Raw genomic sequence first — 12219 nt, 5'->3', positions numbered from 1 at the left:
CGGTTTCATCTGATCGGACTGTACCATGCTGAATGATCCGCGCTCCCACGGCCTCTGGGAAAAGACCGCCGGCGAACCGCCGGCGACCTCACCCCTCCAAGGCGCGGTGTCGACCGACGTCGTCATCGTCGGCGGCGGCTACACAGGTCTGTCCTCCGGCCTGCATCTTGCCGAGGCTGGGTCGAAGGTGGTGCTGCTGGAGGCGAAAGAGATCGGCTTCGGCGGTGCGGGGCGCAATGTCGGCCTGATCAATGCCGGCATGTGGGTGATGCCCAACGACCTGCCCGGCGTGCTCGGCCCCGTCCATGGTGAACGCCTGCTCGAGTTGCTCGGCAACGCGCCGAAGCTCGTCATGGAATTGATCGACAAACATGGGATCGCTTGCGAACTCGAGCGCAGCGGCACGCTGCACTGCGCCGTCGGCGCCGACGGGCTGAAGGAGATCGGGGAGCGCGCGGCGCAATGGGCCGCGCGCGGCGCGCCGGTCGCGCTGCTCGATGCCACCGAGACGGCCAGGCGTGTCGGCAGCGAGGCTTATGCCGGTTCGCTGCTCGATCTGCGCGCCGGAACGCTGCAGCCGCTTGCCTATGCACGCGGCCTTGCCCATGCCGCGGTCAAGGCGGGTGTCGCCGTCCATACATCGAGCCCCGTCATCGCAACGGAGCGTCGCGGCAGCCGCTGGACCGTGAAGACGGAAAGCGGCGAAGTCAGCGCGGACTGGATTATCGTCGCGACCGATGCCTACAGCACCGGCCCCTTCGAGCAGGTGCGCAACGAGCAGGTCTATCTGCCCTATTTCAATTTCGCCACCGTGCCGCTCGGCCACAATCTGCGTCGGTCGATCCTGCCCGGCCGGGAGGGCGCATGGGACACCAAGGACATTCTCTCCTCCTTTCGCATGGATCAGGCTGGGCGCCTCGTCTTCGGCAGCGTCGGAGCGCTGCGCAATACCGGGCTTGCCGTGCATAAGGGCTGGGCCAAGCGCGCCCTGAAGCGGCTCTTTCCCGTTATCGGCGACGTCGAGTTCGAATGCGAATGGTATGGCCAGATCGGCATGACCGACAACGCGCTGCCGCGTTTCCACAAATTCGCCCCCAATGTCATCGGCTTTTCGGGCTATAATGGCCGCGGCATAGCTCCCGGTACGGTCTTCGGCCGCACATTGGCCGAACATATTCTCGGCCAGCTTGCCGAGGCCGATCTGCCGCTGCCGCTGACGTCACCCACCGAGCCGAGCTTCCGTGCGCTCAAGGAACTATGGTACGAAGCCGGCGCTCAGGTCGCCCATTTCGCCGATGCCCGCTTCTGAGAACAATAAGATTGGAAACACGACAATGACCATCGCCGTCCTCGATCTCGCTACCGAAACCGCCAAGCTGCTCGCCGAACTCGGCGTCGATACCGGCCGCTATCAGGGCGGCACGCTGTCCGTCACCTCGCCGGTCACCGGCAAGGAGATCGGCAGGCTGAGAGAACATTCCGTTTCCGAAACGAAAGCGGCGATCGAAGAGGCGCACAAGGCGTTCCTGGAATGGCGTAACGTGCCGGCGCCGAAGCGCGGCGAGTTGATCCGCCTGCTCGGCGAGGAGCTGCGTGCCGCCAAGACGGCGCTCGGCCGCCTCGTCTCGATCGAAGTCGGCAAGATCACCTCCGAGGGCCTAGGCGAGGTTCAGGAGATGATCGACATCTGCGATTTCGCCGTCGGCCTCTCGCGCCAGCTCTATGGCCTGACGATCGCCACCGAGCGCTCGGAGCACCGGATGATGGAAAGCTGGCACCCGCTCGGCGCGATCGGCATCATTTCTGCCTTCAACTTCCCGGTCGCCGTGTGGTCGTGGAATGCAGCGCTGGCAATGGTCTGCGGCAATTCCACCGTCTGGAAACCGTCGGAAAAGACGCCACTGACCGCCCTTGCCGTGCAGGCGCTGTTCGAAAAGGCCCTGAAGCGCTTCGTCGCCGAGGGCGGCAAGGCGCCGGCCAATCTATCCACCGTGATCATCGGCGGCCGTGAGGTCGGCGAGGTGCTGGTCGACCACCCGAAAATCCCGCTGGTTTCCGCCACCGGCTCGACGGCAATGGGCCGCGCCGTCGGCCCGCGCCTGTCGCAGCGTTTTGCCCGCGCCATACTCGAACTCGGCGGCAACAATGCCGCGATCGTCTGCCCGAGCGCCGACCTCGACCTGACGCTGCGTGGCGTCGCCTTCTCCGCCATGGGCACGGCCGGCCAGCGCTGCACGACACTGCGCCGTCTCTTCGTCCATGAAAGCGTCTACAACAAGCTGGTGCCGCGCCTGCAGAAGGCCTACGGCTCCGTCACCATCGGCAATCCGCTGGAGACCGGCACACTGGTGGGCCCGCTGATCGACGGTCAGGCTTTCGAGAAGATGCAGGCGGCGCTCGGCGAGGCAAAGGCGGCCGGCGGCAAGGTGACCGGCGGCGAACGCGTCGACAATGGTTCGGCCGATGCCTTCTACGTTCGCCCGGCGCTGGTCGAAATGCCCGATCAGATCGGCCCGGTCGAGCACGAGACATTCGCACCGATTCTTTATGTGATGAAATACAGCGATTTCAATGCGGTGCTGGACTTGCACAATGCCGTGCCGCAGGGATTGTCGTCGTCGATCTTCACCAACGACATGCGCGAGGCGGAAACCTTCGTTTCGGCGCGCGGCTCGGATTGCGGTATCGCCAACGTCAACCTCGGGCCTTCGGGCGCCGAAATCGGCGGCGCCTTCGGGGGCGAAAAAGAGACCGGCGGCGGACGCGAATCCGGCTCGGATGCCTGGAAGGCCTATATGCGCCGCGCGACCAACACGATCAATTACGGCAGCACGCTGCCGCTTGCGCAGGGTGTCAAGTTCGACGTCGAATAAGCACAATCTCAACAAAGGCGACACTGGGCCCAGCGTCGCCTTTTTGTCTCGATCGAGATTTATTCCCTCGCAATCTAAAATATTGGGTCAAGATTTTGTGATGCTTTTTTCTCAGCGACGAAACTTGAAATAGCTAGTCAAGAAAAATATACGCCTCTTACCCTGTTGGGGTGACATCGCCATGGAGGCCCTCATGATTACTGCTGTTAACCGTTTTTCCCACGTGCTGGCGCTCGCCGCTTCGCTTCTCTCCACCACGGTGCTCGCAGGCAGCGCCAATGCGCAGGATGAAGGTCTCGTCGTCTACAATGCGCAGCACGAAAGCCTGGGCCGCGAATGGATCGATGCCTTTACCAAGGAGACCGGCATCAAGGTCACCATGCGCCAGGGCGGCGACATGCAATTCGCCAACCAGATCATTCAGGAAGGCGACGCATCCCCCGCCGATGTTTTCCTGACCGAGAATTCGCCGGCCATGACGCTGGTCGACGGCGCCGGCCTCTTCGCCCCGGTCGAAAAGGAAACGCTGGATCAGGTGCCGGAGCAGTATCGTCCGGCCGACGGCATGTGGACCGGCATTGCCGCCCGCTCTACCGTCTTTGCCTATGACAAGACGAAGCTCAGCGAAGACAAGCTGCCGAAGTCGCTGCTCGACCTCGCCGACCCCGCCTGGAAGGGCCGCTGGGGTGCATCGCCCGCCGGCGCCGACTTTCAGGCCATCGTCGCCGCGCTGCTGCAACTGAAGGGTGAAGATGCCACGAAGGCATGGCTGAAGGGGCTCAAGGACAATGCCACGCCTTACAAGGGCAACAGCGTTGCCATGAAGGCGGTCAATTCAGGTGAAGTCGAAGGCGCGGTCATCTATCACTACTACTGGTTCGGCGATCAGGCGAAGACCGGCGAAAACAGCAAGAATGTCGGCATGCATTACTTCAAGAATCAGGATCCGGGCGCTTTCATCAGCGTTTCGGGCGGCGGCGTCCTGAAGTCCACGCAGCACATGAAGGAAGCGCAGGCTTTCCTGAAATTCGTCACCAGCAAGGCAGGCCAGGCGGTTCTGAAGAACGGCTCGTCCTATGAATATGCCGTCGGCAAGGACGCCCCTTCCAACGACAAGCTCGTTCCGCTTGCCGATCTCAATGCTCCGAAGGTGGAAGCCTCGACGCTGGACAGCAAAAAGGTCGTGGAACTGATGACCGCGGCAGGTCTGATCTAGGCTTTCTGCGTGTCGCAGCACCTGTGCGGGAGAAGCGTCGGGCTTTCTGCCGCAGGCTTGCAGCAGCCAAAACTATTGCTTTTGGCTCAAGAAAACCTTAGGGCATGACGGGATCGGGCAACTGTCTTTCCAAGACGGTTGCCTTCCTTTTTCAGCGTATGAAGGCATCGGCCTTGCTGCAGGACAACAGATTTTTCGTCGCCGGCAACGAGGCGCCGGTCGCGCCGAAGCGCGCGCGAATGCTATTGCCGCGCCGGCGCATCCCGCACGCGCCCGTGATGCTACTCGCCACCGTCATCGCGATCTTCAGTCTCGTGCCACTCGGCTTCATCGGCTGGATAACTTACGATGTTGGCTGGGAGACGGTGAAAACGCTCGTCTTCCGGGCCCGTGTCGGCGAACTCCTCATCAATACGGTTCTTTTGGAATCGGTCACCATCCCGCTGTCGATCGCGCTAGCCGTGACGCTTGCCTGGCTGACCGAACGAACGGATATACCGTTCGCCAGGCTCTGGGCCTGGCTGGCGATCGCGCCGCTCGCGGTGCCGGCCTTCGTGCACAGCTATGCCTGGGTCAGCCTTATCCCCGGCATGCGCGGCCTTGAGAGCGGCGTCTTCGTTTCTGTCCTCGCTTACTATCCCTTTCTCTATCTGCCGGTTGCCGCAGCGTTGCGCCGTCTCGACCCGGCCATCGAGGATGCCGCCGCCTCCCTTGGTCTCGACCCCTGGCGCGTCTTCTTCCGAACCGTGCTGCCGCAGTTGAGGTTTGCCATTTGCGGCGGGTCGCTGCTGATCGCGCTGCACCTGCTGTCGGAATACGGCCTGTTCGTCATGATCCGGTTCGACACTTTCGCCACCGCGATCGTCGACCAGTTCCAATCCTCCTACAACAGCCCGGCCTCCAACATGCTCGGCGGTGTACTCGTTGCCTGCTGCCTTTTCCTGCTTGGCCTCGAAGTGCTGCTGCGCGGCAACGAACGTTATGCCCGCGTCGGCTCCGGCTCGCCGCGTCCGGCCGATCGCCGGCGTCTCGGCTGGTTCGTGGTGCCGGCCATCCTGCTGCCTGTTGTCCTGGCGGTGCTGACGCTCGGCGTGCCGTTGATGACGCTCGGCCGCTGGCTCTATCTCGGCGGCAGCGAGATCTGGCGCATCGAGGTCGGCAGCGCCTTCCTGCAGACGATGGCGCTCGCTCTGGCCGGCGGCGTGCTGGCGACGGTTGCCGCAGCCCCCATGGCCTGGCTTTCCGTGCGCGCCCCAGGCCGCTTCCAGCGCCTGCTCGAAGCCTGCCACTATTATGTCGGCTCGCTGCCAGGCGTCGTGGTCGCGCTGGCGCTGGTGACGATCACCGTTCGTATCGTGCTGCCGCTCTATCAGACCTTCGCAACGCTGCTCGTCGCCTATGTGATGCTTTTCCTGCCCCGGGCCATGGTCGGCCTGCGCGCCAGCATCGCCCAGGCGCCGGTGGAGCTGGAGCGCGCCGCGATGGGCCTCGGCCGCACCCCCGGCCAGGCGGTGCGGCAGATCACCATGCGGCTTGCCGCACCGGGGGCCGCTGCCAGCATCGCCCTGACCGCACTTGGCATTACCAATGAACTCACGGCGACGCTGATGCTCTCGCCAAACGGCGTCGATACGCTGGCGACGAAATTCTGGTCGCTGACGAGCGAGATCGATTATGTCTCGGCCGCCCCTTACGCCGTCATGATGGTCGTGCTCTCGCTGCCGCTCACCCTGACGCTTTATACGCAATCGAAACGGACCGCCGGCCAATGACGCTGCTTACGATCGAAAACATCAGCAAGCGCTACGGGCCTGTCCAGGCGCTGAAGGATATTTCGCTCGATGTCCAGGCCGGCAGCCGCACAGCCGTCGTCGGGCCGTCCGGCTCGGGCAAGACGACCCTGCTGCGCATCATCGCGGGCTTCGAGCAGGCCGATGCCGGCAGGGTGACATTGGATGGCGACGTGCTGGCCGATGGCCTGGCGGCGGTGCCGGCCCACAAGCGGGGCATCGGCATCGTCTCCCAGGATGGCGCGCTGTTTCCGCACTTAAGCGTGGCTGAAAATATCGGCTTCGGCTTCGAACGGGGTGCTGCCGATCGTGAGCGGCGCATCGCCGAACTGCTCGATATGGTCGAGCTCGACCGCGGCATGCTGGCGCGGCGCCCGCACCAGCTCTCCGGCGGGCAGCAGCAGCGCGTGGCGCTCGCCCGCGCGCTTGGTCGCAAGCCGCGGCTGATGCTGCTCGACGAACCATTCTCGGCGCTCGACACCGGCTTGCGGGAAAACATGCGCAAGGCTGTCGCGCGCGTCCTGCAGGCGGCCGGCATTACCGCGGTTCTCGTGACGCACGATCAGGAAGAGGCACTGAGTTTTGCCGATCAGGTCGCGGTCCTGAGGGAAGGGCGGCTGATCCAGGCGGGATCGCCGCAAACGCTATATCTGCATCCCAGAGACCGCGAGACGGCGCTGTTCCTCGGCGATGCCGTGCTGCTTCCGGCCATCATCCGGAACGGTCTTGCCGACTGTGCTCTCGGCCATGTCGCCGTCGAAGGGAGCCGCCAGGGCAAAGCGGAAATCATGCTGCGGCCCGAGCAGATTCGCGTCATTGCCGGGGAAAGCGATCGCGACTACGGCGGACGGGTTGTCGAGGTGGAGTTCGGCGGCGCGGTCTGCACGGTCGCCGTCTCGCTCGATGGCGTTGCCCTGCCGCCGATCCGGATCAAAACCTCGAGCGTCGCCCTTCCCTCGCGAGGCGATCTCGTGCGCCTGGATATATCGGGCAAGGCACACGTCTTCGATCGCTGAGCATAATCCGTTCCGGAAAATCAGTTTCCGTCGGTTTGTGCGCTAACCGACCCTGCGGACCAACTCTTGCGGCTCGATGTCCTCAAGCCAGCCGCCGGTAAAGCCGGCGCGCTCGAGCCCGCGGCGGATGATCGGCGATTGCCGCATCAGCTTCCAGATGAAATCGGAACGCTCGTTTTCCACGGTCATGACGATCAGGCCCTGGTCGATGCCGACGGTGCGGTCGTCCACCCAACCCTCCGGACGTTTAGTCTGGACGGTCGGATTGAAACCGCCGGGGAAGCCGCCCTCCAACAGCAGGTTCGGATAGGTGGTCAGCAGCGTCTTGGTGCCGTCGAGAGACGCCTGCCGGTCATAGGGCAGGCAGGCAAGTGCGGCCCAGGGTGCTATCGTGCCGTCATCGGGTCCGAGCGGCGCGCCGCGTGCGGCATAACCCAGAACCTTCGGCTGCCGGCCGCCGCGCATGCGCCGGGTGGGCGGTGGGCCGTCGCAGGCCGTAAAGCCCCAGACATTCCTGTTGTAACCGACGAAACCGCCGGGATTGCGCTCGGCATAGTCGCGCTGCATGTTGATGACGACCTGGGTGTTGCGGAAATAGTCCCAGTTGCGCTCCATCATCGGTCTGTCCTGGATGCCGCGGAAATCGATCCAGGCATGCGAGAAGAGATGAATGAAAAGCGGGCCGGCATAGAGATATGGCTGCTCGCCGAACGTCATCCAGGAATAGCTCGATGTGAAGGCGTCGTAGCTCGACTGCGGGATGGGATGCGTCGGCGAGGCGAGCGCTAGCGCATAAAGGATGATCGCCTCGTCGAAGCCGTGATAACGCCAGCGCAGGAAGCCCGACGAAGGCTTCCATCCCATGGAAATGGCGTCACCCTTGTTCAGCGCCCAGCGCCAGTCGACGCGTTCGTAGATGAAGGTCGCGAGCTGACGGATTTCGATCTCCGTCTCGTCGTCTCCGCGATTGAAATATTGCGCTGAGGTCAGTACGCCGGCGATCAGCAGCGCCGTATCGATGGTCGAAAGCTCACTGTTCCAGGCGCGATTGCCGCTATCCATGTGGAGAAAATGGTAGAAGAAGCCGCGATGGCCGGTCGCATGGCGCTCTTCGCCCTGGCGCGCCTCGGCGAAGAAACGCAGCGTATTGACCGTGCGCTCGGCTGCTTCCTTGCGGCTGATCCAGCAACGCTCGACAGCAACCGGATAGGAGGAAAGGGCAAAACCGACGGCCGCAATGCTCGCCGGCACGCCGCCGATCGAGGTATCGGCCACCAGGCCATTTTCGGGATTGGAATATTTCAGGAAGTACTTGAATGCCGAATGCTGCAACCTGTCTATGAGGGCTGCATCAATGTCTTCGATCCGCTGCAGCATAGGCTCCTACCCAACTGTTGCACCGCCCCATGCATGAACATGGTGGTCGTCCCCGGGCAAATCAAACCTTTTTGATTCGCAAGGATAAGAGAACACAAACGGAGGCGATCGGTCGTTAACAATTATCGGTGAAATACTATCTAGCATAAGTCATATAAGCGGTGCAGCAAAAAGACGGCCGCGCACCGCACCGGCACAGCTTATGTCAGGCAATATTTGTTGCGAGCGTGCGTTCTTCAAAGTGGCCAATTATCGTCCGACCGCATAGGCCTGCATGAGGCGCGGGGTGGCTGCGGCGCGCATCAGCCCGTCGGCACCGCGTCGGGCGGCGGTCAGCCGGCCGATCGTCCAGGCATCGGTGATCGTCAGCTTGTGGCCCTTTCTGGCGAGCGCGTCGAGCACATCCGGACCGAAATTCTCTTCTGCCATCAGGCTGCCGGGTTCGCGGGTGCGGGGATAGAAGGAACTCGGAAAATGAGCGGTATGAAAGAGCGGCTGATCGATCGCCGCCTGCAGGTTCAGCTTGTGATGGACATGGCGCAGGAAGAAGGAAAGCTGCCATTGCTCCTGCTGATCGCCTCCCGGCGTGCCGAAAACAAGGGTTGGTCGGCCCTCGAAGAGGCCAAGGGACGGCGTCAGCGTCGTGCGCGGCCGTTTTCCCGGAGCAAGCGAGGTCGGCAGGCCTGGCTTGAGCCAGAACATCTGCGCGCGGGAATTGAGGCAGAAGCCGAGGCCCGGCACGGTTGGCGAAGACTGAAGCCAGCCGCCGGACGGCGTGACGGAGACCATGTTGCCGTCATGGTCGATCACGTCGATATGCACGGTGTCGCCACGCTTTTCGGACAGATGCGCCATGGTCGGCTCGTAGACGGCGCCGGTCTTGGATTCGGCGCCGAGCATTTTCATCGTCAGATCATGCTGCGCTTCGAAACCTGGAATGATGCCGGGGCGAAGATCGAAGGAGGTATCCGCGCCGACGAGTTTGCGGCGCTCGGCAGCGTAGCGCTCCGACAGCAGATCTGCGACGGGGATCTCCGAAAAACGCGGATCGCCGTAATAGACTTCGCGGTCGGCAAAGGCGAGCTTCATCGCCTCGACGACGGTATGAACGAAATCGGCACCATCCGATCTCATCGCGGCGAGGTCGAAACCCTTCAGGATCGACAAGGTCTGCAGGAAGACCGGACCCTGACCCCACGGCCCAGTCTTGGCGATCGTCCAGCCGTGATAATCATAGGTCAGCGGCTCCTCGATCGTCGCCGACCAGTTGGCCATGTCGCTTGCGGTGAGCACGCCCTTGTGGCGGTTGCCGCTGGCATCCATCACTTCGGCCGCCTTCAGGTAGGCGTCGATCTTCTCGGCGATGAAGCCGCGATAGAAGGCGTCGCGAGCCGCTTGCACCTGCGCTTCCCGACCGCTTTTTGCCTCTGCTTCAGCAATGACGCGCTTCCAGGTTTCCGCCAGCGCCGGATTGCGGAAATTCGCCTGCGCTTCGGGAACGTTGCCGCCAGGCAGCCAGGTTTCGTGGGAGGTCGGCCATTCCTTTTCGAAGAAGGCAGCAAGCCCCTTGATGGTCGCCGAGACCCGCGGCAGCAGCGGATGGCCATGCTCGGCATAATAGATCGCCGGTTCCAGCACCTCGCGCACGCTCATCGTGCCGTAGTCGCGCAGCATCAACATCCAGCCGTCGAAGGCGCCGGGAATGACCGTCGCAAGCAGGCCGTCGCCGGGGATGAGCGCCAGGCCTTCTCTTGTATAGTGCTCGATCGTCGCTCCGGCCGGTGCGGGCCCTTGCGCTGAGATGACCTCGACTTTGTCCCTCTTCTTCGAATAGATCACCGCCGGCAGGTCGCCGCCGGGGCCACAGAGATGCGGCTCGACGATCTGCAGCACGAAGCCGGTCGCCACCGCCGCATCGAAAGCGTTGCCGCCCTTTTCGAGAATGCTCATGCCGACCGCCGAGCCGATCCAGTGCGTCGAAGTGACGACGCCGAAGGTGCCGAGAATTTCAGGACGAGTCGTAAATCCGGTCATGCCGAACATCCTCTCTGCAATATCATCTCTGTTCGGGTCGGTAGGACCTCAAGCCCGCAGCGAACGCGCGGAGAGGAAGACCAGCGGTTCGAAGGCAAAATCCTTGTCGAAGGGGTAGGTCGGATGCTGCTTGCGCAGCCGCGGCAGGCGCTCGACGAACTGATCGACCACGCCCTCCGACAGCGCCATCAGGTTAGGGTTTGCGATCGGCGCCAGTTCCGGCGAGAGATAGCCCGATTTGACGACGATGATCTTGGCTGCGTGCGGGTCGAGGCCGAGCCGGGTGAAATCGGCGATATTGTGGTAGGGTCGCCGTTTGGCCGAGAGCACGAGATCGATGCCGCCGATCGAAACGACCGCCTGCCGATCGGCCGCGTCGGCGGTCTCATGCAGGAATTTGACGGTAAAGCGGGCATTGACCGGCCTGCTGCCCTTGGTATCGAGCGAGGCCCCGACACTGAGGACAGGCTCAGCCCCGACACCTGCGGCGTAACAGGCTTCGGTCGCCGCCTTGTCGGCAATGCCGGCAAAGACGACGCCATCAGCACCTTTGGCGATCAACTCAGCCAGGACATCGGCCCGGTCTCCGACGCCGCCGCCGGTCGGGTTGTCGCCGGATTCGGCGAGCACGACGGGAGCGGTCGGGCTGGCGATCGCCCTCGCAACGCACTCCTCGACCGAACCGGTCTCGCAGCCGAAGACGAAGTCCTCGCGGGCATTCCAATAGGCCCTGGCAAGGCGCCTCGCCTCGCGTTCCAGCACGGCGCGGTCGCTGCCGGTCATGATGACGGCGGCCGTGGCGCGCGGTTCGTCGGCCCAGACATAGCCGACCATCAGCGACGCATCCCAGACGCCTTCAATCGCGTCGATCTCCGGCAGTTCGGCATAGAGGCTTTTAGCCGGCTCATCGACAGTGCTGGTGCGCTCGCCGGGCAGGACGACCGGGATCGGCGCCCAGAGAACGATCGGCCTCACACCTGTTTTCAGGCTTTTGACCAGCATGGAAACCGAACGGCGCATCGTCTCCTCGACATCGATATGCGGCGCGGTGCGATAGGTAGAGTAGATGTCGAGCGCATCGATGATGCGCTGGGTGACATTACCGTGCAGGTCATAGCTTGCCGAGACGGTGCATTCTTCGCCGACGAGCGCCCGGGCCGCACTGATCCAGTCGCCTTCGGCATCCTCCATGCCCTCGACATACATGGCGCCGTGCATGGCAAGGTACAGACCATCAAGCGGCAGCAGCGGCTTCAGCCGCGCGAGGAATTCGCTCTTGAACGCCTCATAGGTGCCGCGCGAAACCGGCCCGCCGGCAATGGCCCGGGCATGGATCGTCGGCAGGAACTCGGCATCATAATCCTTCAGAAAGCCGAAATAGGGCGATTCAAGCAGCCCCTCCCCGCGCAGCACCCGAAAATCCTTCTCCTCATTCAGAACGGGATTGTATGTGCTGCATTCGATATGAATGCCACCGACGGCAATGCGCATGGGGAACCTCGGTTGAAAGTGGGAGCAATCGGGAAAGGTATGGGTGGCGACGGGCTGAACACGGAGGCGGTTTCAATCCGAAGACGTGCCCCTTGTCCGATCCTGATGATAGTTCGCGAAACGAGCCAATCAACCGCAAATAGACAACAAATTTGCTCCGGGCCGGTCGCCTGGATCGACGATCCGGATCCCGTCATGCAAGGAATTTTTCGATGAGCGCCTTGGCAACCGATTTGCTCAAACGAGCGAGGTTCGCTTAACAAGCGCAAAGCAACTGCAACGCCGGCCTCAAGCGTGTGAGATCGATCCTGCGTCAGCACTGGCGGGTCCAGCCAAGCATTAAGGCCGGCCGTCCGCTGTTGGCGAAAAATACCGCAGCCGTAGCCCGAGAATCGAATGGTAGGTAGCCGGTCTGGGCAGGA

Annotated in this window: 8 protein-coding genes; 5 read left to right on the top strand and 3 right to left on the bottom strand. The window is 62.9% G+C overall.

All coding sequences use genetic code 11. The annotated features are described in order from the left end of the window. The first annotated feature begins 25 nt into the window (after positions 1 to 25). The 5 genes from ACQ7C1_RS23755 to ACQ7C1_RS23735 all read left to right on the top strand — a co-directional run bounded on the left by ACQ7C1_RS23755 (position 26) and on the right by ACQ7C1_RS23735 (position 6895). Positions 26 to 1309, top strand: coding sequence for an NAD(P)/FAD-dependent oxidoreductase (locus ACQ7C1_RS23755; protein WP_430960015.1), 1284 nt, complete (start codon positions 26 to 28; stop codon positions 1307 to 1309). 25 nt (positions 1310 to 1334) lie between these two features. Next, entirely contained in the window at positions 1335 to 2873 is a 1539-nt protein-coding gene (gene amaB / locus ACQ7C1_RS23750) for an L-piperidine-6-carboxylate dehydrogenase (RefSeq protein WP_430960014.1), read from the top strand. Between the two features lie 193 nt (positions 2874 to 3066). After that, a complete protein-coding gene (locus ACQ7C1_RS23745; protein WP_285193232.1) occupies positions 3067 to 4089 on the top strand; it encodes an iron ABC transporter substrate-binding protein in 1023 nt (340 codons plus the stop codon). Positions 4090 to 4193: 104 nt separating this feature from the next. Further along, positions 4194 to 5861, top strand: a complete 1668-nt coding sequence (locus tag ACQ7C1_RS23740) for an ABC transporter permease (RefSeq protein WP_430960013.1) — start codon at positions 4194 to 4196, stop codon at positions 5859 to 5861. Next, entirely contained in the window at positions 5858 to 6895 is a 1038-nt protein-coding gene (locus ACQ7C1_RS23735; RefSeq protein ID WP_430960012.1) for an ABC transporter ATP-binding protein, read from the top strand. Before ACQ7C1_RS23740 ends, ACQ7C1_RS23735 begins: the two co-directional genes overlap by 4 nt. Positions 6896 to 6937: 42 nt before the next feature. Here ACQ7C1_RS23735 and ACQ7C1_RS23730 read toward each other — a convergent pair whose 3' ends face one another. From ACQ7C1_RS23730 to ACQ7C1_RS23720, 3 genes are all read right to left on the bottom strand, one after another. Then, positions 6938 to 8272, bottom strand: coding sequence for a glucoamylase family protein (locus tag ACQ7C1_RS23730; RefSeq protein WP_430960011.1), 1335 nt, complete (start codon positions 8270 to 8272; stop codon positions 6938 to 6940). A 249-nt stretch (positions 8273 to 8521) separates the two neighbouring features. Next, positions 8522 to 10306, bottom strand: coding sequence for a gamma-glutamyltransferase family protein (locus tag ACQ7C1_RS23725; RefSeq protein WP_430960010.1), 1785 nt, complete (start codon positions 10304 to 10306; stop codon positions 8522 to 8524). Positions 10307 to 10354: 48 nt separating this feature from the next. Then, the gene (locus tag ACQ7C1_RS23720; RefSeq protein ID WP_430960009.1) at positions 10355 to 11797 is read right to left on the bottom strand and encodes a M81 family metallopeptidase; all 1443 of its coding nucleotides are present in this window, start codon (positions 11795 to 11797) and stop codon (positions 10355 to 10357) included. Positions 11798 to 12219 lie beyond the last annotated feature (422 nt).

This window comes from Rhizobium sp. Nf11,1 (assembly GCF_050587665.1).
Classification (GTDB): Bacteria; Pseudomonadota; Alphaproteobacteria; order Rhizobiales; family Rhizobiaceae; genus Rhizobium.
Note: the sequence above shows the minus strand (reverse complement) of the source record. Positions and strands in the feature narration are given on the sequence as shown.

Coding starts and splice junctions, on each gene's coding strand:
- ACQ7C1_RS23755 (WP_430960015.1), top strand. CDS start 26: ATGCTGAATGATCCGCGCTCCCACGGCCTCTGGGAAAAGACCGCCGGC.
- ACQ7C1_RS23725 (WP_430960010.1), bottom strand. CDS start 10,306: ATGACCGGATTTACGACTCGTCCTGAAATTCTCGGCACCTTCGGCGTC.
- ACQ7C1_RS23745 (WP_285193232.1), top strand. CDS start 3,067: ATGATTACTGCTGTTAACCGTTTTTCCCACGTGCTGGCGCTCGCCGCT.
- ACQ7C1_RS23735 (WP_430960012.1), top strand. CDS start 5,858: ATGACGCTGCTTACGATCGAAAACATCAGCAAGCGCTACGGGCCTGTC.
- ACQ7C1_RS23730 (WP_430960011.1), bottom strand. CDS start 8,272: ATGCTGCAGCGGATCGAAGACATTGATGCAGCCCTCATAGACAGGTTG.
- ACQ7C1_RS23740 (WP_430960013.1), top strand. CDS start 4,194: ATGACGGGATCGGGCAACTGTCTTTCCAAGACGGTTGCCTTCCTTTTT.
- ACQ7C1_RS23720 (WP_430960009.1), bottom strand. CDS start 11,797: ATGCGCATTGCCGTCGGTGGCATTCATATCGAATGCAGCACATACAAT.
- amaB (WP_430960014.1), top strand. CDS start 1,335: ATGACCATCGCCGTCCTCGATCTCGCTACCGAAACCGCCAAGCTGCTC.